Origin of the sequence: Acinetobacter sp. XS-4, from assembly GCF_023920705.1 — a bacterium.
Taxonomy (GTDB): Bacteria; Pseudomonadota; Gammaproteobacteria; order Pseudomonadales; family Moraxellaceae; genus Acinetobacter.
This window is the reverse complement of record NZ_CP094657.1, coordinates 1,705,291-1,731,269: the sequence shown is the minus strand read 5'-3', so window position 1 is coordinate 1,731,269 and position 25,979 is coordinate 1,705,291. Positions and strand designations below refer to the sequence as shown.

Annotated in this window: 25 protein-coding genes; 9 read left to right on the top strand and 16 right to left on the bottom strand. The window is 40.1% G+C overall.

Features of this window, described 5'->3' with window-relative positions; translation table 11 throughout:
• Positions 1 to 2: 2 nt before the first annotated feature.
• The 6 genes from catC (at position 3) to pcaD (ending at position 5,268) form a co-directional block, all read left to right on the top strand.
• Positions 3 to 293 carry a muconolactone Delta-isomerase gene (gene catC, locus MMY79_RS08145; RefSeq protein ID WP_003651954.1) on the top strand — a complete coding sequence of 97 codons (291 nt, stop codon included), beginning with the start codon at positions 3 to 5 and terminating at the stop codon, positions 291 to 293.
• A gap of 161 nt (positions 294 to 454) precedes the next feature.
• On the top strand, positions 455 to 1,375 hold the full coding sequence (catA, locus tag MMY79_RS08140; protein WP_252612866.1) for a catechol 1,2-dioxygenase: 921 nt from the start codon (positions 455 to 457) through the stop codon (positions 1,373 to 1,375).
• 144 nt (positions 1,376 to 1,519) lie between these two features.
• Positions 1,520 to 2,191: a 3-oxoacid CoA-transferase subunit A gene (locus MMY79_RS08135; protein ID WP_252612821.1), complete on the top strand. Its 672-nt coding sequence runs from the start codon at positions 1,520 to 1,522 to the stop codon at positions 2,189 to 2,191.
• An 18-nt stretch (positions 2,192 to 2,209) separates the two neighbouring features.
• On the top strand, positions 2,210 to 2,863 hold the full coding sequence (locus MMY79_RS08130; protein WP_252612864.1) for a 3-oxoacid CoA-transferase subunit B: 654 nt from the start codon (positions 2,210 to 2,212) through the stop codon (positions 2,861 to 2,863).
• 400 nt (positions 2,864 to 3,263) lie between these two features.
• Complete coding sequence (pcaF, locus tag MMY79_RS08125) at positions 3,264 to 4,478, top strand: 3-oxoadipyl-CoA thiolase (RefSeq protein ID WP_252612863.1); 1,215 nt, start codon at positions 3,264 to 3,266, stop codon at positions 4,476 to 4,478.
• A 10-nt stretch (positions 4,479 to 4,488) separates the two neighbouring features.
• The gene (gene pcaD / locus MMY79_RS08120) at positions 4,489 to 5,268 is read left to right on the top strand and encodes a 3-oxoadipate enol-lactonase (protein ID WP_252612862.1); all 780 of its coding nucleotides are present in this window, start codon (positions 4,489 to 4,491) and stop codon (positions 5,266 to 5,268) included.
• 59 nt (positions 5,269 to 5,327) lie between these two features.
• Here pcaD and MMY79_RS08115 read toward each other — a convergent pair whose 3' ends face one another.
• From MMY79_RS08115 to MMY79_RS08055, 13 genes are all read right to left on the bottom strand, one after another.
• On the bottom strand, positions 5,328 to 6,815 hold the full coding sequence (locus MMY79_RS08115) for an NAD-dependent phenylacetaldehyde dehydrogenase (protein ID WP_252612861.1): 1,488 nt from the start codon (positions 6,813 to 6,815) through the stop codon (positions 5,328 to 5,330).
• Between the two features lie 33 nt (positions 6,816 to 6,848).
• Positions 6,849 to 8,066, bottom strand: coding sequence for a hypothetical protein (locus MMY79_RS08110; RefSeq protein WP_252613484.1), 1,218 nt, complete (start codon positions 8,064 to 8,066; stop codon positions 6,849 to 6,851).
• Between the two features lie 144 nt (positions 8,067 to 8,210).
• Positions 8,211 to 10,526, bottom strand: a complete 2,316-nt coding sequence (gene tynA / locus MMY79_RS08105; RefSeq protein WP_252612859.1) for a primary-amine oxidase — start codon at positions 10,524 to 10,526, stop codon at positions 8,211 to 8,213.
• Between the two features lie 209 nt (positions 10,527 to 10,735).
• Positions 10,736 to 11,650, bottom strand: a complete 915-nt coding sequence (gene feaR, locus MMY79_RS08100) for a transcriptional regulator FeaR (RefSeq protein ID WP_252612858.1) — start codon at positions 11,648 to 11,650, stop codon at positions 10,736 to 10,738.
• Between the two features lie 197 nt (positions 11,651 to 11,847).
• The gene (locus MMY79_RS08095) at positions 11,848 to 12,804 is read right to left on the bottom strand and encodes a p-hydroxyphenylacetate 3-hydroxylase reductase component (RefSeq protein ID WP_252612856.1); all 957 of its coding nucleotides are present in this window, start codon (positions 12,802 to 12,804) and stop codon (positions 11,848 to 11,850) included.
• Between the two features lie 45 nt (positions 12,805 to 12,849).
• The gene (locus MMY79_RS08090; protein WP_252612855.1) at positions 12,850 to 13,803 is read right to left on the bottom strand and encodes a PDR/VanB family oxidoreductase; all 954 of its coding nucleotides are present in this window, start codon (positions 13,801 to 13,803) and stop codon (positions 12,850 to 12,852) included.
• Positions 13,804 to 13,837: 34 nt separating this feature from the next.
• The gene (locus MMY79_RS08085; protein ID WP_252612853.1) at positions 13,838 to 14,575 is read right to left on the bottom strand and encodes an SDR family oxidoreductase; all 738 of its coding nucleotides are present in this window, start codon (positions 14,573 to 14,575) and stop codon (positions 13,838 to 13,840) included.
• A 10-nt stretch (positions 14,576 to 14,585) separates the two neighbouring features.
• Positions 14,586 to 15,071 (bottom strand): aromatic-ring-hydroxylating dioxygenase subunit beta, encoded by a 486-nt coding sequence (locus tag MMY79_RS08080; RefSeq protein ID WP_252612852.1) that lies wholly within the window; start codon positions 15,069 to 15,071, stop codon positions 14,586 to 14,588.
• 10 nt (positions 15,072 to 15,081) lie between these two features.
• Positions 15,082 to 16,359 (bottom strand): aromatic ring-hydroxylating dioxygenase subunit alpha, encoded by a 1,278-nt coding sequence (locus MMY79_RS08075; RefSeq protein WP_252612850.1) that lies wholly within the window; start codon positions 16,357 to 16,359, stop codon positions 15,082 to 15,084.
• A gap of 29 nt (positions 16,360 to 16,388) precedes the next feature.
• A complete protein-coding gene (locus tag MMY79_RS08070; protein ID WP_191901099.1) occupies positions 16,389 to 16,922 on the bottom strand; it encodes a nuclear transport factor 2 family protein in 534 nt (177 codons plus the stop codon).
• Positions 16,923 to 16,926: 4 nt separating this feature from the next.
• Positions 16,927 to 17,286 carry a hypothetical protein gene (locus tag MMY79_RS08065; RefSeq protein WP_000387554.1) on the bottom strand — a complete coding sequence of 120 codons (360 nt, stop codon included), beginning with the start codon at positions 17,284 to 17,286 and terminating at the stop codon, positions 16,927 to 16,929.
• 25 nt (positions 17,287 to 17,311) lie between these two features.
• On the bottom strand, positions 17,312 to 18,460 hold the full coding sequence (locus MMY79_RS08060; RefSeq protein WP_252613483.1) for an acyl-CoA dehydrogenase family protein: 1,149 nt from the start codon (positions 18,458 to 18,460) through the stop codon (positions 17,312 to 17,314).
• Positions 18,461 to 18,496: 36 nt separating this feature from the next.
• Entirely contained in the window at positions 18,497 to 19,606 is a 1,110-nt protein-coding gene (locus tag MMY79_RS08055; protein WP_252612848.1) for an amidase, read from the bottom strand.
• Between the two features lie 149 nt (positions 19,607 to 19,755).
• Between MMY79_RS08055 and MMY79_RS08050 the strand changes: the two genes are divergently transcribed.
• From MMY79_RS08050 to MMY79_RS08040, 3 genes are all read left to right on the top strand, one after another.
• Positions 19,756 to 20,223: a MarR family winged helix-turn-helix transcriptional regulator gene (locus MMY79_RS08050; protein WP_009392094.1), complete on the top strand. Its 468-nt coding sequence runs from the start codon at positions 19,756 to 19,758 to the stop codon at positions 20,221 to 20,223.
• A gap of 415 nt (positions 20,224 to 20,638) precedes the next feature.
• Complete coding sequence (locus MMY79_RS08045; protein WP_039252245.1) at positions 20,639 to 21,988, top strand: MFS transporter; 1,350 nt, start codon at positions 20,639 to 20,641, stop codon at positions 21,986 to 21,988.
• 109 nt (positions 21,989 to 22,097) lie between these two features.
• The gene (locus MMY79_RS08040) at positions 22,098 to 23,354 is read left to right on the top strand and encodes an OprD family outer membrane porin (protein ID WP_252612847.1); all 1,257 of its coding nucleotides are present in this window, start codon (positions 22,098 to 22,100) and stop codon (positions 23,352 to 23,354) included.
• Between the two features lie 36 nt (positions 23,355 to 23,390).
• On the opposite strand, the gene MMY79_RS08035 is transcribed toward MMY79_RS08040, so the two are convergent.
• From MMY79_RS08035 to MMY79_RS08025, 3 genes are read right to left on the bottom strand one after another with little or no spacing between them, the layout of a single operon-like run.
• Positions 23,391 to 24,134, bottom strand: coding sequence for an SDR family oxidoreductase (locus MMY79_RS08035; RefSeq protein WP_252612845.1), 744 nt, complete (start codon positions 24,132 to 24,134; stop codon positions 23,391 to 23,393).
• A 15-nt stretch (positions 24,135 to 24,149) separates the two neighbouring features.
• Positions 24,150 to 24,848 carry a histidine phosphatase family protein gene (locus tag MMY79_RS08030; RefSeq protein WP_252612843.1) on the bottom strand — a complete coding sequence of 233 codons (699 nt, stop codon included), beginning with the start codon at positions 24,846 to 24,848 and terminating at the stop codon, positions 24,150 to 24,152.
• Positions 24,845 to 25,966 carry a phosphotransferase family protein gene (locus MMY79_RS08025; RefSeq protein ID WP_252612840.1) on the bottom strand — a complete coding sequence of 374 codons (1,122 nt, stop codon included), beginning with the start codon at positions 25,964 to 25,966 and terminating at the stop codon, positions 24,845 to 24,847. The genes MMY79_RS08030 and MMY79_RS08025 overlap by 4 nt, the downstream gene beginning before the upstream one ends.
• Between the last annotated feature and the right edge of the window lie 13 nt (positions 25,967 to 25,979).

Below are 25,979 nucleotides of genomic sequence, written 5' to 3'. Positions count from 1 at the left end.
CCATGTTATTTCATGTACGTATGGATGTGCATATTCCACTTGATATGCCAGCCGACAAAGCAAATGAAATTAAGGCCGTTGAAAAGGCTTATTCGCAAGATTTACAACGCCAAGGTAAATGGCGTCACATCTGGCGAGTTACAGGCCAGTACTCAAACATCAGTATTTTTGATGTTGAGAGCAATGAAGAATTGCACAACATTTTACAAGGATTACCTCTCTATCCTTACATGAACATCGAAGTGATGGCACTTAATCGCCACCCTTCATCTGTTCGTGATGATGATTCGTAATTTAAGAAAATAGTTTGAGTGTGTGGTCTGAAACACACTTAAAAGCTAAATACATTGATTCAAAAGGTAACAAGGAACGTGGCAGTCATTATTCGCTAGCAAAACAAAATGCCAGCACCGCTGCCACCCAAAACCGTATTGCATACTTAAGGAGTTTTAGTATGAACCGTCAACAAATTGATGCGCTTGTAAAACAAATGAATGTCGACACAGCTAAAGGCGAAGTCGATGCACGTGTTCAGCAAATTGTAGTGCGCCTTCTCGGGGATTTATTTCAAGCCATCGAAGATTTAGACATCCAACCTTCAGAAGTATGGAAAGGTCTGGAATATTTTACCGATGCAGGTCAAGCAAACGAACTTGGACTTTTAGCAGCTGGCTTAGGTTTAGAGCACTATCTTGATTTACGTGCAGATGAAGCTGATGCAAAAGCTGGCGTTACTGGTGGTACACCTCGTACCATTGAAGGCCCACTTTACGTAGCTGGTGCTCCTGAAACCGTTGGTTTTGCACGTATGGATGATGGTACCGAGTCTGGCAAAATTGATACCTTAATTATTGAAGGTACCGTGACTGATACTGATGGCAATATCCTTGAAAATGCTAAAGTTGAAGTATGGCATGCCAATAGCTTGGGTAATTACTCATTCTTTGATAAGTCTCAATCTGACTTTAACTTACGCCGTAGTATTTTGACTGATGCTGATGGTAAATATGTTGCATTAACTACGATGCCAGTGGGTTATGGTTGCCCTCCAGAAGGTACAACTCAAGCCCTTCTTAACAAGTTAGGCCGTCATGGTAACCGCCCATCTCACGTTCACTACTTCGTTTCTGCGCCAGGTTTCCGCAAGCTTACAACTCAATTCAATATTGAGGGTGATGAATACTTATGGGATGACTTTGCTTTCGCAACACGTGATGGCTTAGTTGCAACAGCAGTTGATGTAACTGACCCAGCTGAAATTCAACGCCGTGGTTTAGATCATGCTTTCAAACACATTACATTTAATGTCGAACTTGTGAAAGATGCTGAAGCTGCACCTTCAACAGAAGTTGAACGTCGCCGCGCTAGCGCTTAATTATTGAACTCAGGTGGATTAAAAGCTCATATTTAATCCACCCTTTGGAAGCTTTATTTATGACCACCCCTAAGAATTTCAAATAAATTTTTAGCGGTAGTCATAAGTAATCCGTACCCTTATCCCAGTTTTAAGGTTTATCACATGATTGACAAAAGTAAGTCCTCTCTTAGCGAGGTACTATCGCAGATTAAAGATGGTGCAACCATTCTGATTGGTGGTTTTGGTACCGCAGGACAACCCGCTGAACTCATTGACGGACTCATTGAACTGGGTATTAAAGATTTAACGATTGTCAGCAATAACGCCGGTAATGGCGATTATGGTCTGGCTAAACTGCTTAAAGCTGGTTCGGTTAAAAAAGTAATCTGTTCTTTCCCACGTCAGGCAGACTCTTATGTGTTTGATGAACTGTACCGTGCTGGAAAGGTTGAGCTTGAAGTGGTACCGCAAGGTAATCTGGCTTGCCGTATTCAGGCAGCCGGTATGGGATTAGGTGCTGTGTTTACCCCAACAGGCTTTGGAACACTTTTAGCTGAAGGCAAAGAAACCCGCCAGATTGATGGTAAAGACTATGTACTCGAATATCCAATTAAGGCTGACTTTGCCTTGATTAAAGCTTACAAAGGCGACCGCTGGGGTAATCTGGTTTACCGTAAATCTGCACGTAACTTTGGCCCAATTATGGCCATGGCTGCAGATGTCACCATTGTTCAGGTTTCTGAAGTGGTTGAGCTAGGTGGATTAGATCCAGAGCACATCATCACCCCAGGTATCTTTGTACAGCATGTTGTACAAGTACAGCCCGCACAATAAGCAATAAGGAGAAATAACATGAGCTACCAGAAACTCAGCCGTGACCAGATTGCAAAACGTGTGGCACAAGATATTCCAGATGGTGCCTATGTGAATTTGGGCATTGGCTTACCAACCAAGATTGCAAGCTACTTACCTAACGATAAAGATATTTTCCTTCATTCTGAAAATGGTCTATTGGCATTTGGCCCACCACCAGCGGCAGGTAAAGAAGACCCTGAACTGATTAATGCAGGTAAAGAGTTTGTGACCATGCTTGAAGGCGGTAGCTTTTTCCACCATGGCGATTCATTTGCGATGATGCGTGGTGGTCACCTTGATATTGCAGTGCTGGGTGCATTTCAGGTTGCAGCGAATGGTGACTTGGCGAACTGGCACACGGGTGCACCGGATGCAATTCCTGCGGTGGGTGGTGCGATGGATTTGGCTGTAGGTGCTAAAAAAGTATTTATCACCACAGATCATGTAACCAAGCAAGGTGAACCGAAGATTGTGGCTGAGCTGAGCTATCCAGTAACTGGAAAAAACTGCGTTGACCGTATTTACACAGACCTGTGTGTGATTGATGTGACTAAAGATGGTTTAAAGGTGCTTGAGAAGGTGGAAGGTCTTAGCTTTGATGAGTTACAGGCTTTGACTGGTGCAACTTTGATTGATGCGACTCAAGGGTAAGTTTAAATAGTAGTAACTATCGTGACAGGCGACATGGATGTCGCCCGTTGGACAGGGAGGCAAGGAAGCCTCCTCTGTTCAACAAAGGTTTTTGTTACTTTTGACCTTTCAAAAGTAAGGTATCGCTTATACAACAGACCTACAGATATCACAGTAAATTACAGCCGTGATGTTATTCGTTGATATGAAAATTTATAAAGCCTCACAACGGAGTCTTATCTGTTTAAGCCAGATGCCACCAGTTAATTCGTGTCACTTTTTTAAAAAAGTAACCAAAAACCTTTGTTACTCAGACACAACATCCCTGTTGTGCTGAGCAACGAGGCGACATCCATGTCGCCACTGCGAAATACTTACGGAGAATGGCTAAAAAGGCCTGAAGTAAAGGACAAAATTTAGAATGAAAAATGCTTATATCATCGATGCCATCCGTACTCCATTTGGCCGTTATGCCGGTGGTCTTGCACCTGTCCGTGCCGATGACCTTGGCGCTGTGCCGATTAAAGCACTCATGCAGCGTAACCCAAGTGTAGATTGGGAACAGGTCGATGATGTGATTTATGGCTGCGCCAACCAAGCCGGTGAAGATAACCGTAACGTCGGCCGTATGTCAGCACTACTTGCTGGTTTACCATATCAAGTGCCAGCAACCACCATTAACCGTTTGTGTGGTTCTTCACTCGATGCGATTGCTATTGCTGCCCGTGCTATTAAGGCAGGTGAAGCGAACTTGGTGATTGCAGGTGGTGTAGAAAGCATGAGCCGTGCACCTTATGTGATGGGTAAGTCTGACAGTGCTTTTGGCCGTAGCCAAAAGATTGAAGACACCACCATGGGCTGGCGTTTCATCAACCCAAAACTTAAAGAATTATATGGTGTAGACACCATGCCCCAGACTGCCGAAAACGTGGCTGAACAGTTCAACGTTAATCGTGCAGATCAGGACCAGTTTGCCTTGGTAAGCCAACAACGCACCGCAAGCGCGCAAGCCAAAGGCTTTTTTTCTAAAGAAATCGTGGCAGTTGAAATCCCTCAGCGTAAGGGTGATGCTGTTGTGATTGATACCGATGAACACCCACGTGCATCGACCACGCTTGAAGCTTTAAGCAAACTTAAACCTGTGGTTAAAGCAGATGGTTCTGTCACTGCGGGTAATGCTTCAGGCATTAACGATGGTGCAGCCGCATTGCTTATTGCTTCTGATGAGGCAGTTCAAACCTACAACTTAAAACCGCGTGCCAAGATCATTGCTTCAACAGCAGTGGGTGTAGAACCGCGCATTATGGGTTTTGCTCCGGCACCAGCCATTAAAAAATTACTTAAACAAGCCAACCTGACTTTAGATCAGATGGATGTGATTGAGTTAAATGAAGCCTTTGCTGCACAGGCTTTGGCCGTGACCCGTGATTTAGGCTTACCAAATGATTCTAACAAGGTAAATCCAAACGGCGGTGCAATTGCTTTGGGTCACCCACTTGGTGCATCAGGTGCACGCTTAGTCACTACAGCTTTAAACCAGCTTGAACAAACAGGCGGCCGTTATGCCTTATGTTCAATGTGTATTGGTGTAGGCCAAGGCATCGCATTGATTATTGAACGTGTTGAAGCACTTTAAGGAGAAACAAATGCCATCTTTCCAATCTGCCGATGCACAAATTAACTATCAAACCTTTGGCAAACCATCTTCCCCTGCTCTGGTGTTTTCCAATTCTTTGGGCACCAACTATGGCATGTGGCAAAAACAGTTTAATGAGTTAAAAGATCAATTTTTTGTGATCTGCTATGACACTCGTGGTCACGGTTCATCATCTACGCCTGACGGTCCATATACTGTAGAGCAATTAGGTGAAGATGTTGTCCGTTTACTGGATCATCTGAATATTAGCAAAGCTGCTTTTTGTGGAATTTCTATGGGTGGTTTAACCGGTCAATGGCTGGCGATTCATTACCCTGACCATTTTAGTCATATAGTTGTGGCAAATACTGCCGCTAAAATTGGACAAGAACAGGCATGGTTTGATCGTGCAAAATTAGTACGTGAGCAAGGTTTACAACCGATCGCAGCTACAGCAGCTTCGCGATGGTTTACAGATCCCTTTATCCAAAGTCATGCTTCAATCGTCAACAACCTGTGTAACGACTTAAGTGCTGGCAGCGCAATGGGTTATGCCAATTGTTGTGAGGCTTTGGCTAAAGCGGATGTCCGCGAACAGTTAAAAGACATTAAAATTTCTGTATTGGTGATTGCTGGAACTCAAGACCCAGTAACGACTATCGCAGATGGTGAATTTATGCAACAACGCATTCCTCAATCAAAGCTTGCAGAAATAGATGCCTCTCATATTTCCAATGTCGAGCAGCCAGAAGCTTTTAATAAAATTCTAAAAGATTTTTTATTAGGTTAATTTTAATGACTAAAAAATGGCCTATAACGGCCATTTTTTATATCTTGTAACTTTTAAACTTAATACCGAATCATGACCGATTTTAATTCGGTGTAATCTTCGATAAATGCATCTGAAAACTCTCTGCCAATTCCCGAAGCTTTTACTCCGCCAAATGGAACTGATGGATCTAAGAACGTATGCATATTAACCCACAAAGTTCCTGCTTCAATTTTAGGAATTAAACGCAAAGCTTTAGACAAATCATTTGTCCAAATACTTGCGGTTAAACCAAAGCGAGATTGATTCATAAGCTGAATAAGTTCTTCATCAGTTTCGAATGGCATTACCCCGACCACTGGACCAAAAGTTTCCTCTGAAAATAAAGGATCATCCGTATTTTTGAAGGAAATCAAAGTCGGCTGTACAAAATATCCTGTCTGATCTAGAGTCTCACCACCAGCAATAATCTGGTTGTTGGCTTTAGCCATATCTAAATAATGTTTCACTTTATTAAAATGTGGCTGATTAGAGAGCGGACCAAACATACTTCCTTCATCCATAGCCGATCCAATTTTGAACTGCGAGAGTGCTTTCGAGAGTTTCTCGACAAGTTCATCATGTTTTGTACGGTGTACAAAAAAACGCTCTGGGGATGCGCAAACCTGACCTTGATGTACAAAAGTTGCTTGCAACAAAGTTGGTAAAATCTCATCAATATTTGCATCGGCTAAAACCGCTATGGCATTTTTACCACCCAGCTCCAGACTTACCCGAGTTAAATCACTGCTCATCGCAAGTTTACCAATCGCAATACCTGTGGGCACTGAACCTGTAAATGAGACTTTCTTAACGAGCGGTGACTCAATTAAATATTGTCCTGTATCGCCCTTACCTGTCACCACATTAATTACACCAGCCGGAATACCTGCCTCGATGGCAAGTTCAGCTAAACGTAATAAAGATAAGCTGGCAAACTCACTTGGTTTAAGCACAATGGTACAACCAGTTGTTAAAGCTGAACCAATTTTCCAAACACCGATCATCAGTGAAAAATTCCAAGGCACAATCCCTGCAACCACACCAATCGGTTGTCTTAAAGTAAAGGCCGTATATTTCTCACCTTGCATAGAAGGAATAGAGGGTTGCATGGTTTGACCATTAATTTTGGTTGCCCACCCTGCAAAATATCTCAAGAAAATAACAGATTGTGCGACTTCAAGATGTCTTGAAGTATTGATAAGTTTTCCAGTAGACAACGATTCGAGCTGTGCAAGTTCTTCACCATATTGCTCAATTAAATCGGCTAGCTTGTTCAGTTTAACGCCACGTTCATACGGCGTAGTTTCAGCCCAAGCATTTTGAAAAGCATGTTCAGCACTTTTCACCGCATTTTCGACATCATGTTGACTACCAATACTAATTTGAGCAACAACTTGTTCAGTCGATGGATTTACAATATCCACTTTATCTAAATGCTCGGCAGCAACTAACTTTCCATCAATAAAGTGTCCATGTTGACGTGCCATAAATTGCTTTACGCTTTGTAAAATCTGAACTTCACTCATTTTTATTTCTCTCAATTCATTAAAAAGGATCTATTAATAGATGTATTGCAGAATCAACTGCGCATACACATTGGTTTTATCATCGTAATTTTGAGTACCGCCGCTATGGATATCCTGTTTTGGTTTATAGAGTCCCACTAAAGGAATAACGTTGAATTTTTTATTCACTGACCAGACTGAAAAGACATCCAGCTCATGTCCATCCACATTGGTTAAAGACTTATTTACTGTTTTGAACTTATAGGCCAAAGCACCCAACATAAAATTTTCTTTCAAATTCATCATGTAAGAAACTTGATGAATATCTGCATTTTTATTGAATGGACCAGCATAGTTTCCGGCAACTTCGCCCTGAAACCATGTACCAAACCCGACTGTATTTCCATAAAACATGGTGTCATATTGGTCTGAAAAATGGCTAAAACGGTAGCCTAATGAGGGGGTATATTTTGAAGATAAAAAGTTATAGTTCAGCGCTAAGTAGCCAGCATTTTCTTGGCCATCTTTTTTATCTTGTACAACAAACTCAGTTTTAACCTGTAGTTCTGGCAAAGGTTGATAATTCAAGCGTAAAGCATAATTTTTAAGATCTTCGCGCCCTGAAATCTGTTCAGCATCTTCAAGGTCTAATACATTTAAGTAAGTGAACCCAACGCCTTTATCTTTAAGTTGATACATCAGATCAGTCACAAAGAGTTCTGGGGAAAATTGTGCTTTATTGTCTGACTTTAGATAAGCCAGTTTTAGCGTTGTATTCTCTTGCGGTTTATATTGAAGCAAACTTGTAAAATCAAAGCTTCGACGAGCTGCCAGATAATATGCCCCGCCACGATCTAGTGCGCCGTTTGCAGGTGCTTTACCGAGGTTTAACGCATCACCTGCAATGAAAAACCCATCACCAATCATGATATTTTGTCGACCAATACTTAAATCATAAGTCGTTAATTCATCTTTATTAGTACCGTCTTTAAAACCAATGATCCATTCATTCACATCCGTTTTACGTTCCTTACCATTACTATTTTGGCCTGCGTCACCATCGCCAAATGTTGCTGAGCTAATACCGCTCAAACTTGCATAGAGCTGATTGTTTTTGAAGGTATATTGCCCTTTAGCGCCATATTTAAGATGGCCTTCTTGCCAATTGATTCTTTCATCATCTAAGTTTTCGCCGTTATAGCTTTTACCGCTACTAAAAGCCCCAAAAGTTGCTTCAAAAGTCGGTTTAATTTCAAGCTCGCCAGCATGCACAGTTGAAAAAAATGAGACAAAGAGAGTCCCTCTCATGACTTGAGAAAGTAGAGTTTTCATACAAAATTCCTTTTTTGTGAATGGTCTACCAGACCCTAAGAATGGGTAATGAATAAGTTACCCATTCTTAGTTAATGTGCATTTTTAGTGATGGTCATGCTGCGTGTTTTGCTCTTCTTCACCCAAGTTTAAAGTCGGAGTGTTGTCAAAGAAGTTCCAAGGTTTGATGAGTGTATTCACCCACTCTGTCGGCATGATTGGCCATTCTTCAGCACGTGCCACATGGGTTGTACCTGTTGTCATCCACACCACAAGGTCTTTATTTTCAATATTTTCATTGTTGCCAATGAACTGTCCTAACCCTGTATCATGAGTTGAACGGTTTGAATATTTCCCTTCAGGGTAGCGTTCGTCTGGATTGTACTGAGTCACCCAAATTTGCTTATCCATAAAGTTCAAACGCTTAAATAACCATTCATCTTTAGAAAAATTGGCTCCTTTCGCCACAGGGTGTGTTCCACCTGCAAACGGAATCAATTGGTAAGAAACCGGATTACCTAATTTGTTTTCCTTGTTGAAATTCGTAAGTAAGCGAATAGTAGACGGATCAAATTTTTCAGCTGCATTTTGCTCATTCGTAATGACTTTACTATCGATTTGCATTGAGCTTGTACGAACACCACCTTTGTCATTGGCTTTCACCACAGGGTCCATATGCATAAAGCTGTTGTTTTCCCCATCTACATCCATGTCTAAGCGGAAGTTATAGATATGTTGGTGCGTTGTACCCACAATATTATGGTCAATTAAAGTTCCATATTTAGTGTCTTCTTTTGCAGTACTGTCATGCATGGTGCGTGATTTAACACCTTTAACAGCTTCAATACCCGTTGCACCCGCATTAATCCCAATTACACCATTTTGGGCAAATACCCAGTCAAACATGTAATCGTAGTTTCCAACCGTACTAATCCAGCGCACGACAAGTTCACGGCGGGCTTCACTGGCATCTTGGTTACCAAAAATTTCGTGATGTTTATATTCAGGTCCTGCATAACGTTCAAATACAGCAATAGCATTTGGAATCACTTGTGGCTGGCCTTTGTAATCTGCAATCACAGCATCAAGTAAAACAGCGTTGTCGGGTGCATCTGTTCCCGGAAGAATAGATGAGGTAAGTGTTCCCATCCCATATTCTCCAGAGTCCAGATAAGATTTGAAGTACCAACCAATATCAGGGTCACCATATGGAACTACCATTCCACCCAAGTTCCCTTCATACATGACTTTACGTTTAACGCCTTTATCTTTATAGGTCACTGTTGAAAGCTGTAAGCCAACACGAGAATCTAACGCCACATGCAAACACCAGTTGCCCCAATGTATGGTTTGACCTGTAATGCTAAAGTTTTTGCCCTCAGGTTCAGTAATATTGAGTGGTTTTATCTTGCTTGTTACTGGCTTATCCGACATATAAGGTCGATTTGCCATTGGCACGGGAATAATCGCACCTTCTTCAATCTTAATAATTTTTTCTTTATCTAAATCAATTACAGCAACTAAATTTTCAATAGGATGCGCCCAATAATTGCCATCGCCGACATCGAGATAAGCGACAACTTTTAATATATTGAGTTGTTTATCAAGCCCATCTTTACCGCCAAAATATCCAACAGTTAGCGGTGTAGCAATCACCTTCTTCACATCAGTAATGCCGCGTTTCCGTAAAGCTTCCTGATATTCTTTACTTGTCTCAATTACGCGTTGTACAGCTTCAAAATTATCGAGCAACACCATTCCATGAGTGTCTTTAAGTACATTCCATTTTGTGACTTGTTGAGTGTTAAGGTTAACTTCACCTTCAATCGCTTGGTTGCCTTTTAATAAAATGAAAGATGCTATGCGGTCTTCTTTAAATTCTTTGTGATTGATAAAGTAATCCCAAACTTTTGCTTTTTCCGGTTCCTTTAGCTTTAACTCTGAAAAACGCATATTTTTATAGGCATATTTTGAGCTGTTAATGACATCAAATGTCTTTTTGATTTCGTCAGAATTTAAACTATTAAGCGGATGGAACGTATTTTCAATTTTAAAAGTTTGATCTAAACCAGACTGGAATACTTCATTAAAAAAATCTTTCCCAATAACTGGCTTACCATCTTTGATTAATAGAGGCACACTGAGCTTGAAAGGTTTACCATTCACCAAAACCTGATTTGAATTTGGCTTAGCTCGAACCATCATAGAGCCTTTGGTAATCATATAAGTGTTGGTAAAATCGTCTTTGACAACTTTAGCGCCTTGCTCACTCATGTTTTGATAAAGAGACACCATTTCGGCATGTCCACCATGAGCATAAGCTTGAGTATTTAATCCCCAAAAGCTCGCAGCTATTGATAAATTAAGCGCTAATATCTTTTGTATATCATTCAATAATCGTTGTTTACGCATGGGTTTCATCCTTTTCATCTATCCCTGAACTATCTGTATCAGACAGTTAAAATGCACTTTCCTATGTGTGAAATTTATTAGATCAACTTAATAGTTCTAAGCTTATTAAGCTCATCTAACCTGTTCTAATTAATTTAATTTCAACACACTTGCATGGGGCTAGCTTGTTCAAGAATGACGTCGAACTTGTCTAAAAATGACATTGAGAGATGAAAGTTTTAAACAGACATACCTTCTCTAAATTCTTTAGGAGAAATACCATAAGCCTTTTTAAAGATTTTTGAAAAATGGGCACCATCCCAAAAACCCCATTTCAAGGCAATTTGGGTAATAGAGCTTTGTTTATTTCTTTTATCGAGTAAATCTGCTTTGACTTTTTCTAAGCGTTTAAGCTGTATATATTTGTTAATAGATAGGTTTTCTTGAAGAAATAGACGGTAAAGATGACGCAGCGATACCCCAATATGTTCTGCAATTAACTTAGGTGTTAAATCTGGTTTTGCTAAATTTTCTATAATATAGCGCTCAGCTTTTTCCATCAGGTTATTTGAGCTGTTTATGTTTTTATAATTAATTGTGGGTTTGATTAAGGCAATCAGTGCATCTTCAAAAGCATTCCCATCTTCGGTTGCGTACCAAAGTTTAATGTTTTCAGCAGACATATTTTTCAAAATATTTTTGAGCAAAAAACCGCTCATATTTTGAGTAATAAGCTTTCCAAAATATTCGGTACTAATATTTTCTTTAAGTAATTTTTCACGCGACAAGTGTACTGAAATCTGGCTCACCAAGCCTTGCGGATACATCGAAATGGTTTCGACTGGATCTACCAACACAATATCGCCTTCATTCAGGCTTAAGGTTTCATTTTTATACTCAAGCAGCATTTTTCCCGAATACTGCAAAATCAAAAAACAAAAACGATTATTCACTCGATCGATTTCATCAGCTTTTCGGACAATTTTATTTGCATTGTTTTTGATAAAAGCAATTTCGGTATCGCCCAATAAAAAACATTGGACCTCACCAATGAATAAATTACGAGTACCGTCAAAATCTGTTTCAAAATTACCGCACACATTTTTAATATGGTGCGTCCATGTGAGTAATGCATCGCTTACATATTGGTTCATCCCTTACCTCTCTATACATGTGCCACTGCTTAAGATTTTCTTTTGCCGTGGTTCACAGTCTTGGCTTATTTACAATTTTGTTTTATTGATAAACAAATTGTGTGCCAAAAATTCCTTGTCCATGGAATTCTTTTGATGATAGTCAGCTAGATGTGAAGAAGCTGATAAATCAATTCAATTTATCAGCTTAATGGAGCTTATGCTACACCTGCAAAATCTCGCAGCATGGTAATAAAAATATCCTTTTGGTCATCAGAATATTTTTTAAACACTTCATTTTGATGGCTATCGGCAATATCAAATAAATACTGTGCCGTTTGTTTACCTTTTTCGGTCAGTGCATACAAATTATCGTGATCGACCAGCAACCCTTCAAATTTTAAAATCTCAGCCGATCTTTCAACTTCTTGCATTGGCATTGCGATATCTCGCGGTAAATCTTCCTTACTTGAAGCAGTACCACTGGCCAAAACGAGTAAGAGCCTTGATTCACTGGTACGGAACCCAGAAGCCATTTGCTTAGGAATATAGTCAGTTTGATAAGCTTTAAAAGCACGACTCATCAAGTAGCAAACATTATTATATAAGTGCCCATAATGTGTTTGGTCTACGCCGTTCTGTTCAGTTTGTTTAACTTGAAGGCTCGGATGCGGCATGACACAAGAATATGCACCTTGATGGTAAACCAGCGGGCTCCGGCCTTGGTCATGGAAACGAACCACTTTACCAATAATAATCCAGTGATCACCGCCTTCTATAATTTGGTGACGTTCGCACTCAAACACCGCTGAACAATTTTCTAAAATTGGTGCGCGCCCTGCACCAAGTTGAAAATTGGTGTCTGCAAATTTATCAATATTTCGTCTCGAGAACTTATTAGACAGCTCAATTTGAGTGCCTGATAAAATATTGACGGCAAAATGTGTAGCTTGTTCAAATACCGAAAAACTTGAAGACTTTTTATCAATACTCCACAAAATAAGTGGTGGGTCAAGCGACACCGAGTTAAAACTATTTGCGGTTACACCAACTTTCTCACCTTGTGCATTTTGTGCAGTAACAATAGTAACGCCTGTTGCAAAATTTCCTAATGCCCGTCGGAACTGTAGTGGATCGACCGTAAACTCATCTATTTGTTGTAATACATTCATCATCTTTCTCCTAAACCTTCTCTTACATCCATATAAATCGCGAGAGCATTAGATATCTAAAACTAGTCTCGGTGTTTTAGAGCGCGAACAACACACCAATATTTGTTCATTGCTGGCTTTTTCTTCATCAGTAAAATAAACATCTCGATGATCGGGTTCGCCTTCAATCACATCGCACATGCAAGTTCCGCATACGCCTTGCTCGCAAGACATTTCAATGTCGATGCCTTCTTTAGCCAAAGCCTGCAAAATGGTTTCGCCAGCCTCTACCATAATGATTTTTCCGCTACGCTCAGCCACCACCTCAAATGAACCTCCAGATGTGTCTGCTTCGACTTGGAAATATTCTTTGTGGATTTGCTGCTCAGGAAAATCGTGAGTCGTGGCAAGGTTAATCACCCAGTCCATGAAACCGACTGGGCCACACGTGTAAATATGGCTTTCAGAGTCAATATTTTTAATGGCAGATTCAAAAAATACTCTGTGGCTTGCACCTTCGGATTTAAAATGGAAGCTTGTGTATTTTGCTAACTCACCATTTTTAATTTCATGAACAAAAGCGCAGTTTTCAGGGCTAGCACCACAGTAGTGAAGCTCAAAGGATGCACCTTCGTGTGCAAGTTGATATGCCATCGTGATTAACGGCGTAATCCCGATTCCACCGCCAATCAATACACTGTGTTTGGCTTTTAAAAGTGGAAACAAATTTTTTGGTTCACTGACCTGAATTTGCATGCCATCTTTAATTTCATCAAAAGCCGAGACTGAGCCACCACGTGATTCAGGGTCACGTAAAATTCCAAGGCGGAACTTACCTTCGTCATTTGGATTTTGGCAAAGTGAATATTGGCGTACCATACCATTTGGTAAGTGCACATCAATATGCGCACCCGCTTCAACTTTTGGCAATGTTGCAGAAGTTGCAGATTCAAACTCCATGACTGCAATATTTCCACCTTCCACATGGCGATTTTTAACGACAACATCATAAAGTGTAGTCATGATTTAACTCCCTTTTCATGGTTAAGCGATTGGCTTAACGCATGAATAAACCACCGTTAATATCCCATGTTGCACCAGTCACAAACCCCGCATTTGGACTCGCAAGCAACCCACAAGTTTCAGCAATAAAATGCATACTTCCTAAGGCTTTAACTGGAATATTCTGGATGAACTGTTCCATTTTTTCGTCTGACACCACGCTATGAACAATCGGTGATTCCATCGGTCCTGGTGCAACCGCATTGACCGTCACCCCTTTTGCCGCAAACTCTTTGGCAAAAATTTTGGTTAACGTCACAATGGCACCTTTGGTTGCCGCATAGTGTGCACCCGTTGCAGTACCGCCATTTTGTCCCGCTAAAGACGCCATATTAATGATGCGTCCATAGCCTTTTTTAGCCATATATTGGCCAATAATTTGACAAGCTTGAAAGGTGCCACGTTGGTTGACTTGGGTTACCCAATCAAAATCGGCTGCGGTAATTTCTAATACCGGCGTTGCTTTGGTGACAGTGGCATTGTTAATCAACACATCAAGTTTAGAAAATTTCTCCTCAATCCATTGCACCGCAGCATGAAAATCTGCTTCGACCGAAATATCTAATTTCAAGGGAAACATATTTTGTGCATATTGACTTTGTGCCTTGGCGTTTTCGGCTTTTTCAAGCGTACTTGCTGACAAAATCACTTGATGGCCTTGGCTCGCAAAATATTCAGCAATGACATTACCGAGTCCAGAAGCAGTACCTGTCACTAAAACAACTTGTTTCATGTTACCGCTCCTAAAGAATGTAGCTAATACCGGCTAAGGTATCGGTTGAGTTAACCAAGTTAATGATTTTACGGTTAATCTTAAAGCCTGTAGCCCCATCACGAGTCAAATGGTAAGTAATATCTGCTGTGTAATGCTTGAGGTTTTCTTTACGAAACTCACGTAAGTTTTGAGCACAGCGTAAAACAATTTGATTATCTTGGTCTTGAATAACACGTACACGAGAAACACTACGCACCGTATTGGCTTTAGGTGCTGTAGAAATTGCTTCACCATTTTCAAGACGCTCCACACGTAAAGTACGCATATGGTTATCGTCATAGGCATAATTTAAGTTGTTTTCGTAGTCAGTGAGATTTGGGTCAATTGGAATGATATAAACACCTTTTTCATTCCATAAATTGAGCCATTCACGATATTCACTGTGGTCTAACATATCTGCTTCAGCCCAGATGAAAGCAGTGACTTCATTTAATAATTGCAGATTCATATTCATTGCTCTCTCCCTAAGCCTTCATCATCTTTTTCCACTGCTGATATGCTGCACGCATACCTGTTTCAGCGCTGACATCACTTTTTAAGCCATCTTCAGTTTGCACTTCGCCCGGTAAACCACGGTTCAACATGATCCATAAATCATTACCTGCATTGGCGCCGTGTTGTACGCGCTCCCAAGCTTCTGAGTCATCTGGAGTACCAAAACCAAATGGACCTTGGAAATGTTCATGCAAACGTAAGCGATATTGGTTGGCAATTTGCGGACCACCATCCATCGTAATCACCGAGTGATGAATTTCTGTTTCAGCCACTGAAATTGGCTGTAAAACACGGAAGAACGCCATTGAACATGCAATATTCGGGAATAAATTTAAGTTAAAGCCAGAACCACCGACTGCACGAACAATACGGCGTACTTCTAATTCTTCATGGCCTTCATCACGCAAAGCTTGAGCCAAATCTTCAAAACGCTCTTGAATTGGACGTTCCATGAGCTCTTCGTCTAAATCGATCAGATCAGGAATCATGACCATTACACTGTGACCATTACCTAAATCTTCAACAAAGCCCGGCTGGTTTTCGAAGTTAAAGAGTTCTTCGGTTTTTTCATCGACAGAACTTAAGAATGACTTGTGTACCAACGGAAAGTGATATGCATCGGTTGTATTTTCAAGCTGGATTTTCCAGTTACCCGGGAAGCGGAAACGGTGTTCACCTAACACTTTAATTGGATAACCCGCACCTTGTTTCATAAACAGGTCAATCCATTTTTTTGCTGGCCCAAGGAACTCTTCAAGCGGTTGAATGTCTTCTTTAAATGAAGCGAAGATCATGCCGTTATATTCTTCTACACGTAGACTCACCAGTGGTAATTCAGACTTATCTAAACAATCACCATAGCTTTCTGGAGATGGCACACCACGTAAACTACCGTCAAGTGCATAACTCCAACCGTGGTACGGACATACAAAACTATTGGTTTTTCCTTTTTTATGTTCGCATACGGTTGCGGCACGGTGACGGCAACGGTTTAAAAGTACATGGACTTTCTTTTTACGGTCACGCACCGCAACAACTGGTTGTTTACCAATGTTAATGGTTTTATAGCTTCCGCCTTCTGGAATTTCGCTGGCATGTGCAACCCACACCCAAGTGCTATAAAAGATTTTTTCCATTTCTTCATCAAAAATGCGTTCATCTTTATAAAGAGAAGTATGGGCACGGTCACTTTGAACCAAAGTATCGTAATCAGTGCCAATGTTATGCGTCGGGATAATACTGTTCATATCAATAGTCCTTTTAAATATGTCCTGGGTCATTCCTGGGAAGGTACTGGCAATTCGGCTTCACTGTGCCAATGCGATACGGGACGACTGAAAATATTCTGTGTTTGGAAATGTTTAATTTTCCATGTTCCATCTGCTTGCTTTTGAAACTTCACATTGAGCTTTGCTGTATTCAGATGACTACGGCCATCTTTAAACGTTGAAGTTTGCAACATCAGCCATGAAGCATTTGCATCATTTTGATTTACATAAATTTGTTCTGAATTTACAAAGTGTGCATTCATAACAAAGTGAGATTCTTTTTGGGTATAACTTTTAAACATGTCGTAAATCGACTGCCAAGAATCATAACGGCCAAAGGATTTGGCATATTTCTCGCCAACACCTTCCCAAATACAGTCTTGATCAAAAAGATTCATCAGCTCATCAAGATCTGTATTTGCATTGAGCTCGTCGCAGATTTCCATATAACGGTTCAGACAATTACGAATGGCGTTGTGCGCTTCTAACTGTTCTAGTCGCTCTATGATTTCTGCAAAATTCACTTTGTCATTCATTGCCATCGCCTTAACGTTGGATAATCAATTCGCGTCCAACACGAGCTTCAACTTTGCAATATTTCCAAAGCTTGTATGGACCTTCACCCACCACTGTCGTTCTAAACAAATTACAAGCCGCGTGTACTGTTTCAATATCTGGAACATCTGCAAGTAAGTACGTTGTCCAAGGCCAGCCCGCACTTGGGCCAACCATGCTTTGGTCATCATCAAGATTTCCAAAAACATGTACGCCCGGTAAGTCATGAATGCCATTCCACATTTCACCAAACGCTGCCCAAACTGCTTTCGCTTCAGCAGGTTCTGCATCAAAAAAGTTTTGATTAATACCCATACAGAACAAAACGCGTAATGATTTTTTAGCTTCCATCTCAATATCCTTTTAAAAATTAAACTTATAAATAACCTGGGGTGGGTTTTAACCCGAAACTGATTGAGCCTGCATTTTGTAAAGTCGCATCGCCCATAAAGGCATGCTGAGTGACCACGTTGGTGTCATTCACAAAACGGCTAAATGGATTGTTGGTATAAATTGCTGTCATGCCCGCGAGCATTTGCATTTTTCGGGTGACTTTGGCGCAAACTCGCGCTGCATGAGTACATGCCAGACGCATATCGCTAATTTGTTCAGCTGTTGCTTCACGACCAGCAATAATTTCATTCCAAACAATGTCCATGGTTTGATAAAACCAAGACTTTGCAGCCTGAAATTCTGCATCGGCTTGAGCAAACTCATATTGAGTCACTGGGCGGTTTGCAATTTCTGCCCCACCTGTAATCGATGCTTTACCCGGGGCTAATTTTTCAAATTCTTCTAATGCGGCAGCTGCAACACCAATCCCCACCACAGTTAATACTTGAGTCGCTAAAGACAGAGACGGATATTTAAAAAATGGCTCACTTAGTTTTGACGGTTCACCACGGACAAAAGTCCATTTCTTTTCAACCAATACATCTTCAACGACTAAATCATGGCTTCCTGTACCTTTTAAGCCAACGGTGTCCCAAGTCATTTCAATTTTAGCTTTTTTGGCAGGCATCACTGCCATGCGAGGTAAGCCCTGCATTTCATTATTTTTAAGCGGTGAAATTCCCACGCCAACAATGTCTGCTCCCATACAGCCGCTGGAAAATTTCCAACGTCCACGAACCACTACACCTTCATCGGTAATTTCAGCAGGTTGTGGCGGAAAAATACCTCCAGCAAACACCACATCTGGTCCGTTTTGGTACAATTCTTTAAGCGTTTCTTCTGGCAAACTTCCTAAATACGCAGGGCTCATACCGAAACTTGCTACCCAACCCACTGAACCATCAGCTTTAGATAAAGTTTCAATCAATTCACAAAACTGTCTTGGTGACCATTCTTCACCACCAAAACGTTTAGGAACCAGTGCACGGTAAACACCGATTTGCTTTAGCTTTTCGATAACGTCTTGGCTTACATAAGCCTGATTATCAAATTCACCTGTACAGGCACGCTCACGAATTTCTTGGCACAAAGCATCTAAGTCAATTGCTTTATCTTGAGAATCAAACTCCATTTTAGACAACTTATTCATCATCTAACTCCTTGTAATTTATTGCATTGCATCAACATAAAATTTAGCTATAGCGCATAATTGCTCATCTTTTTGATGCTTCGATACGATCTGTAAGCCCACTGGTAAACCTTCACTGGTTTCAAGTGGCACTGAAATAACGGGATGACCTGATAAATTAAATGGTCGAACTAAACCTGTAAGATTCAAAAAAGCGACTGTGTTTTCAGCTTCAGAAACTTTCGGTGGAATTTGTGGAAGTGTCGGTAAAACCAGTGCATCATATTTTTCTAATAAAGCATCGAGTTCTTGGGTGAGCTGCGCTTTCACAGCTTCCGCTTGTTTTACTTGCTCTAAAGTGGTGTGTGCCGCTTTTAATAAACGACCATTTACATCAGAACCAATTAAGCCGGTTTGAGTTAACTCACCAAAAGCTTGCCAATTTTCATAATTAATAATCTGCATGCCTGCGTCATAAGCTGCTTCAAAATGTTCAACTTTTTCTAAAGTGGTCTGTAAATTGGCTTTTTGAAGTGCTTGATGAATACAGTTCCAAACAACCTCATCTGCTTTGACATCGAGAACAGCAATTTTTGGTGCACTAGTAAATTCAGTAGGTTTGAAAGTTGGATCAATAATTTGCATGGCCTTTTCAATCATCTCGACTGAATTTGCAAAGGGACCAACGCAATCTAAAGAACTCGACGGCGGATATACGCCTTTTCTGCTGACACGACCAAAAGTTGGTTTTAAACCAAAAACTCCGCAGCACGCAGCGGGCATCCGGATAGAACCGCCCGTGTCTGTACCTAAAGTAAAATCAGCTTGTTTTGCTGCAACTGCCGCAGCCGAACCACTCGAAGAGCCGCCTGGAATAAGTTCAGGATATTTTGGATTAACAGGTGTACCAAAAGCATGGTTAATGCCTGTAATACCAAAAGCCAATTCGTGCAAATTTGTTTTGGCAATAATTTCACAGTCAGCTTTTAAAATGTTTTTAACCACCTCAGCATCATCTTGAGCAGGTTCAACATTTAATAAAGCTCGACTACCAGCAATGGTTTTTAGACCTTGAATATCAATTGTGTCCTTGACCATCACCTTGAGCTTGCCACTTCCTTTGTGCACGCTTTGGCTAACAATATTCATTCACTTTTCCATGTATTTTTATTCATTAATCAAAATATCGGAAAATTTAATGGAATTGTCAAGTATTTTTTATAATTTGTTCCCAAGGAAATATCCAAAATTTTGTTTATAATAGGATTACCCTTTTTTCACTAAGTTATTGCTTAGCTATGCTTGATCATTTAGAACAATTTCTTCCTAATAAAGAACCGTCGAGTATTCAAAACTTCCCTTTTTTTTGGGTATCCCAAGTTAACGGAAAATATTCACAACTCATTGAAAAATCAATAAAAAAACTAGGTATTGATAATACACGCCGTAAAATCATTTTAAGTACTAATGCTTTGGGTGAAGCCAGTATTACCGATATCGCTAATCTTTCTACCTTAAAGTTAACTACGGCAACAAAAGCTGTATATCGCTTAGTAGAAGATGGAATTGTCGAGGTCTACTCTTCTACCACCGATGAACGCATCTCGATGGTGAAATTAACGGCCAAAGGTGTTGAGCTAGTTGAACAGATTAATCAAATTAGTGTGGTTACCTTAGCAGGCATCCTAAATGCTTTTTCAGAAGATGAGCTTCACAATTTAAATCACCAGTTAAAAAAATTATTTGATCTCATGCCATCAAGTTGATTATTTGACTTGATATGGGGTTAGATACGCTCAAGAGCAGCATGAAACAGTTCTTCTTTTCTCGCTGCTCTTTATTAAAATAAGTTTTAATATTAAAAAATAAATAAAAATCAGTTTCTTAATTCAATAAATTATTACTATCTGTTTACTTAACATACTTTTTAGGTATTCTAACATACTCAATAAGTAATGGAATTTTACATATAAAAAGAAAATAATAATTCCATGATCTTTAAAAACCCATTAACTCCTAATTGGGTTTAGATGCACTCTTCCGGTCTGTACGAGACCAAATTACTCATTTCTAGCCTATTTATTATTCTTATCTAAAAGGGGGAAATATCGAAAACTTCAGAGGAATAATAAAAGTTAGATATCAATTTCTTTAAGCGTTTTATACATAAGGATTAAGTGTATGAACCAAAGTAATATCGCTGTTGAAAGGACACAAAAGAAAAGCAATGCTTATGCATGGTATGTCGTCACACTTTGTATGTTGGCATATATATTTTCATTTATTGACCGCCAAATTCTGGCGTTGATGATTGAACCCATCAAAGCAGATCTCCAACTTTCAGATACACAATTTAGCTTGTTACATGGCCTTGCCTTCTCTCTGTTCTACGCGGTTATGGGTTTACCCTTAGCCTATATTGCCGATCGTTTTTCACGACCAAAACTGATTTCAATCGGGATTATTGTTTGGAGCCTAGCAACGGCAACTTGTGGTTTAAGTAAAAACTTTATTCAACTGTTCCTGAGCCGTATGGCGGTCGGCGTAGGTGAAGCTGCGTTATCTCCAGCCGCTTATTCAATGTTTAGCGACATGTTTAGTAAGGACAAACTAGGCCGCGCGGTCGGGATTTATTCAATTGGCGCTTTTTTAGGTGGTGGTATCGCCTTTTTAGTTGGCGGTTATGTCATTAACTTGCTTAAAGGCGTGACACTCATTGAAGTTCCACTATTAGGCGCACTTAAAGCATGGCAAATTGCCTTTTTTGTAGTAGGTTTACCCGGTATCATTATTGGTCTGCTATTTATTCTGACTGTTAAAGACCCTGCACGTAAAGGCCAACAGCTCAATCAAAATGGACAAGTTGACCAAGTCAAATTTTCACAATGTCTTCAGTTTATTAAAAAGCATTCGAAAACATTTGCTTGTCATTATTTAGGTTTTACCTTTTATGCAATGGCACTCTACAGTCTGACTAGCTGGACACCTGCATTTTATATTCGAAAGTTTCAACTTGCACCGACTGAAACAGGTTACATGCTCGGTACGATTCTGTTAATTGCAAATACCTTAGGTGTGTTTTGTGCAGGTTGGTTAAACGACTGGTTTATTAAAAAAGGTCGTCAAGATGCGCCGATGTTCACTGGTGTGATTGGAATTGTTGGCCTAATTATTCCAATTGCATTTTTTACCCAAACAGATCAACTCTGGCTTTCAGTAAGCTTACTGATTCCTGCAATGTTTTTCGCATCTTTCCCTCTAGTAATTTCGGCAACTGCTTTGCAAATGTTAGCCCCAAACCAATTTAGAGCACGCCTTTCTGCCCTATTCCTTTTGGTGAGCAACTTAATTGGACTCGGTATTGGTACAACATTGGTGGCCATTATCACAGATAAAGTTTTTGGTAGTCCGTTAATGGTGGGTTCGTCTTTATCTATTGTGGGCGGCTTGTCGTGTGTACTGGCTTTGGTCCTACTTTTTAAAGGCTGCAAATTCTTTAGTGAAAGTATGAAGCTTGAAAAATTAAATTAATAGGTCTCACCAATTGCAAAAATGTACTCTCTAACTAAACGCTTAGAGAGTACCGAAATATTCAAAATTACGTAGTGCCGAGGACTGGCATACATCTGGGAAATGGATTATGGAATTATTTCACCGTTTTAAACCACACACTTTAGCTGTTGCCACTTTATTACTGATGTGTAGCAACTCATGGGCCGCAAATCCAAATCAACAAACTGAAGATGAATGGAAATTCACTTTAAAAAATGCCTATATCAACCGTGATTTTGATAATGATGCCTTAAAAGATACTGGCAGTTGGTCTCAGGCAGCGTCTTTATTTTATAAATCAAAAATGCATGACACTCCGTTAGTCATAGCAGATAAGCCGCTTACGATTGGGGCTGATGCTTCTGCTCAATACGCCGTGCGCTTAAGTTCAGACAAACATGTCGCAGATACAGTTTTGCCTTTTAATAAAGAAACGCAATCTCAAGCATCAGATTATCTAAAATACGGTGCGACTTTAAAGCTGGGCTATGACAAAACCCTTTTAAGTGTCGGTGAACTCTGGCTAGATTTACCTGTAACGGCAGTCGATGCTAGTCGTCAGTTACTCACATCGTATTGGGGAACCAACTTAAAGTCTCAACTTTCAGATCAGCTCTATGCCGAAATTGGCCGAGTGGAAAAAGTGTCGCCACGAAATGAAGAAGACTTTAAAAGGTTTTCCTTTACGGCAAATGGGGTTACTAAAGAATCTGATGGTTTGAACTACATTGACTTACGATATCAATTCACGCCGTCTTTAAAGGGCGAATACTACTTTGGTAATTTAGAAGATCTGTATAACAAGCATTATGTTGGGCTTGAACATACGTGGAAGCAGCCAACTTTTGCTCTCACCTCTAAATTCAAATACTTCAATGCAAAAGATGATGGCAATACTTTTGATATTGATGCGCAGAACATTGGATTACTTGAAACCGTTAAAGTAAAAAACCATACCTTTGGTTTGGGTTACCAACAGATTATTGGTGAATCAGCTTACCCGCTACCAGATGGCTTCTTACCAGAGACGTATTTCATTAACTGGAATGCCACAGGTTTCTTTAAAGAAGATGAAAAGTCTTACCATGTCATGTATGGCTACGACTTTAAAGATTATGTGCCAGGCCTAAACGCGATGGTGAAATATGTTTACGGACATGACTTTAAAGCAGCAAATGGTGAGAAAAACCACGAAACCGAGTCGAATGTGATTTTAAACTATGCGTTTCAGCAGCCGCTCTTAAAAGGCGTTGCCCTGCAATATATTCGTATTGATTACAACGTTAAACATGGCAATGATTTTGGTGAAGACCGTTTATTCGTCAATTACACCAAAAAATTCTAAATAAAAATTACCCCCTAAAATTTAGGGGGTAATTTTTTACCCTAATTTATTGACCAATCTTAAAGGCAAAACTTTCATAGCAATACTCATTGGTAACCATGGCCACTGTGGGACATAAGCTTTTACAGGTTGTTTTTCGATAGCTTTTACCAAAGCTTTACATCCTGTTTTGGCATCTACTTCAAAGGGTAAATGTTTAGCACCTTCATTCATTTCGGTACGGATGTAACCTGGGAAAATGGTTGAGACTTTAATTGGGGTATCTAATAATTCAGCACGAATGCCTTCGGCCAAGTGAGCCACTGCAGCTTTACTCGCCGCATAGGTCGATAAATGTTTTGGTAATCCGCGCATAGCACTCATGGATGACATCACCACCAAATGACCTGCGTTTTGCTCTCTAAAAATTTCAGTTGCTGCCTCACACTGTGCTAAAGCAGAAATAAAGTTTGTTTCAGCCGTGGCTTTATTAATTTCAAAATTACCTTTACCAATACGGCGACCATTTCCGACTCCAGCATTTACAATAATTCGGTCTAAATAGCCAAATTCTTGTTTAAAGGCACGAAATACTTCAAAAACCTGATCATAATTGGTGACATCCAGACTTTTTGCAATTACTTTTATACCGTACTCATTCTCAAGTTCAGTTTTTAAAGTTTCTAATCTGTCTAAACGGCGTGCACAAATCGCTAAGTTATAGCCTTTGGCTGCAAATTCATGCGCCATACCTGCGCCCAATCCAGAACTTGCACCTGTAATCAAAATTGTCTTTGCCATGCTTTTATCCTTATTTTAAATCCATGTCAGTAAATCTGGACGCTCAGCTTTTATAAAATGATGTTCATTTAAACTTAAAACCTGAGCTTCATTTCCAACCAAACGCAAAGTCGTGAGGCTTGTATTAGCAATTGCCCAATTCAACGCAAAAGTTCGATTGGGGCTAAGTTCAAGCAATTTTCCAATTGCTACAGAAATCACACCACCAGAAGTAAAAACAACTGCATAGCGAGGCTTGGTTTTTGCTAACTCATCACAAAGTTGCTGCAACGTCGTTTCGACTCTTTCTTTAAAGTGTGGCCAAGACTCATCATACTCATGATGAAAATCGCCATCTGTCCATCGTCCTATTGCACCTTCAAATATTTTGGCAAGATAAGCACGTGGGTTCTGTTCTTGTGCTACATCAGCTTTTAACAGTTCAGGCTGTTCAAATCGTGGTTCATAACGTGCAAAAACCTGTTGATGGTTAAACTCATTCCATAAATTATTATGTTGAATCACCGCATCTGGAAAGCATTCATTAAGTGCGAGCTTTGCAGTCTGCTCATGGCGCTGCATGGTTCCTGCAACCACATAAGGTTGTTCTTTCAATATTTGCTTAAAATAATGGCCTAATAAAGTCGCTTGAGCTTCACCATTTTCAGACAACTCATCATAGTTACTTTTACCAAATGATGCCTGTCCATGTCTTACCAGATAAATTGTGGTCATCTTCTTAAAATACCCTGTATTTTCTGTAGAGATTGTTGAGCAAATTCAGATTCTTGCAATTTTTGCTGTGCGATAAGTTTTAAAGCTCGGATATGCAGCGCATGAATCACGATCCAGAAATCTTTAAAGGCAGGGTTTCGGGTTTGTTTATGGTAATAACGGTAATAGATTTGCTGGGCAATCACTGCCAAACGGAATACACCAAACACTTCATAAAAAGCCCAGTTTGCAGTTTGCAGACCTGTTTTTTGCAAATAATAGTCAACGACTTCTTTGCGAGAGAACATTCCCTTTAAGTGAGTCGGCTGACGGCGTGTTGATTTAAAAATCATGTTATCAGTAGGCTCAACCCAATAAGCTAAAGCACTACCCAAATCCATTAGTGGATCACCCAAGGTCGCCATTTCCCAATCCAGCACGCCAATCACTTCTGTTGGATGCTCTGGATCTAAAATCACATTATCAAAACGCCAATCATTGTGAATAATACAAGTGGTGGAGTCTTGAGGGATATTATCATTTAGCCATTTTCGGACATATTTAAATGAAGGAACATTGATTGTGCGGACTTTTTCATAGCGCTTATCCCAACCTTCAACTTGTCTACGGCAATATCCTGTTCCTTTGCCTAGTTCAGCTAAAGGCGTGTTCTCATAGGGAACTTGATGTAGCTCAATCAACTTATCAATAACATTCACACAAAGTTGATGAACATCTTCTTCATTAAAGCCAAGCTCAGGCGGCAATTTTGCACGAGGAATAATGCCTTCAATGCGTTCCATGACATAAAAATCACAGCCAATGACCGATTCATCCTGACAAAGTGCCACCATTTTAGGAAGCACTGGATAATAAGGCACAAGATTTTTTTGCACCATATATTCACGGGCCATATCGTGGGCCGATTTCGCTTTTGTTCCTTTTGGAGGACGGCGTAAAATTAAATCGGTATTTTCATATTTTAAACGATAAGTCCAATTCGACGCCCCACCTGTATATTGAGTAACGACTGCTGGGCCAATCAACTCAACACCTTGGTTTTTTAACCAGTTTTCAACTGCCCCAATATCAAGTTCTTCACCTTCACGTACTTCACCGCCTATATCAATTACCGACATCTTCACTTCCTTT

Coding starts and splice junctions, on each gene's coding strand:
- MMY79_RS08115 (WP_252612861.1), bottom strand. CDS start 6,815: ATGAGTGAAGTTCAGATTTTACAAAGCGTAAAGCAATTTATGGCACGT.
- MMY79_RS08065 (WP_000387554.1), bottom strand. CDS start 17,286: ATGGAAGCTAAAAAATCATTACGCGTTTTGTTCTGTATGGGTATTAAT.
- MMY79_RS08055 (WP_252612848.1), bottom strand. CDS start 19,606: ATGAATATTGTTAGCCAAAGCGTGCACAAAGGAAGTGGCAAGCTCAAG.
- MMY79_RS08135 (WP_252612821.1), top strand. CDS start 1,520: ATGATTGACAAAAGTAAGTCCTCTCTTAGCGAGGTACTATCGCAGATT.
- tynA (WP_252612859.1), bottom strand. CDS start 10,526: ATGAAACCCATGCGTAAACAACGATTATTGAATGATATACAAAAGATA.
- MMY79_RS08085 (WP_252612853.1), bottom strand. CDS start 14,575: ATGAAACAAGTTGTTTTAGTGACAGGTACTGCTTCTGGACTCGGTAAT.
- MMY79_RS08030 (WP_252612843.1), bottom strand. CDS start 24,848: ATGACCACAATTTATCTGGTAAGACATGGACAGGCATCATTTGGTAAA.
- feaR (WP_252612858.1), bottom strand. CDS start 11,650: ATGAACCAATATGTAAGCGATGCATTACTCACATGGACGCACCATATT.
- pcaF (WP_252612863.1), top strand. CDS start 3,264: ATGAAAAATGCTTATATCATCGATGCCATCCGTACTCCATTTGGCCGT.
- MMY79_RS08040 (WP_252612847.1), top strand. CDS start 22,098: ATGGAATTATTTCACCGTTTTAAACCACACACTTTAGCTGTTGCCACT.
- catC (WP_003651954.1), top strand. CDS start 3: ATGTTATTTCATGTACGTATGGATGTGCATATTCCACTTGATATGCCA.
- MMY79_RS08025 (WP_252612840.1), bottom strand. CDS start 25,966: ATGTCGGTAATTGATATAGGCGGTGAAGTACGTGAAGGTGAAGAACTT.
- MMY79_RS08130 (WP_252612864.1), top strand. CDS start 2,210: ATGAGCTACCAGAAACTCAGCCGTGACCAGATTGCAAAACGTGTGGCA.
- MMY79_RS08095 (WP_252612856.1), bottom strand. CDS start 12,804: ATGATGAATGTATTACAACAAATAGATGAGTTTACGGTCGATCCACTA.
- catA (WP_252612866.1), top strand. CDS start 455: ATGAACCGTCAACAAATTGATGCGCTTGTAAAACAAATGAATGTCGAC.
- MMY79_RS08080 (WP_252612852.1), bottom strand. CDS start 15,071: ATGAATATGAATCTGCAATTATTAAATGAAGTCACTGCTTTCATCTGG.
- MMY79_RS08060 (WP_252613483.1), bottom strand. CDS start 18,460: ATGGAGTTTGATTCTCAAGATAAAGCAATTGACTTAGATGCTTTGTGC.
- pcaD (WP_252612862.1), top strand. CDS start 4,489: ATGCCATCTTTCCAATCTGCCGATGCACAAATTAACTATCAAACCTTT.
- MMY79_RS08075 (WP_252612850.1), bottom strand. CDS start 16,359: ATGAACAGTATTATCCCGACGCATAACATTGGCACTGATTACGATACT.
- MMY79_RS08090 (WP_252612855.1), bottom strand. CDS start 13,803: ATGACTACACTTTATGATGTTGTCGTTAAAAATCGCCATGTGGAAGGT.
- MMY79_RS08070 (WP_191901099.1), bottom strand. CDS start 16,922: ATGGCAATGAATGACAAAGTGAATTTTGCAGAAATCATAGAGCGACTA.
- MMY79_RS08035 (WP_252612845.1), bottom strand. CDS start 24,134: ATGGCAAAGACAATTTTGATTACAGGTGCAAGTTCTGGATTGGGCGCA.
- MMY79_RS08050 (WP_009392094.1), top strand. CDS start 19,756: ATGCTTGATCATTTAGAACAATTTCTTCCTAATAAAGAACCGTCGAGT.
- MMY79_RS08045 (WP_039252245.1), top strand. CDS start 20,639: ATGAACCAAAGTAATATCGCTGTTGAAAGGACACAAAAGAAAAGCAAT.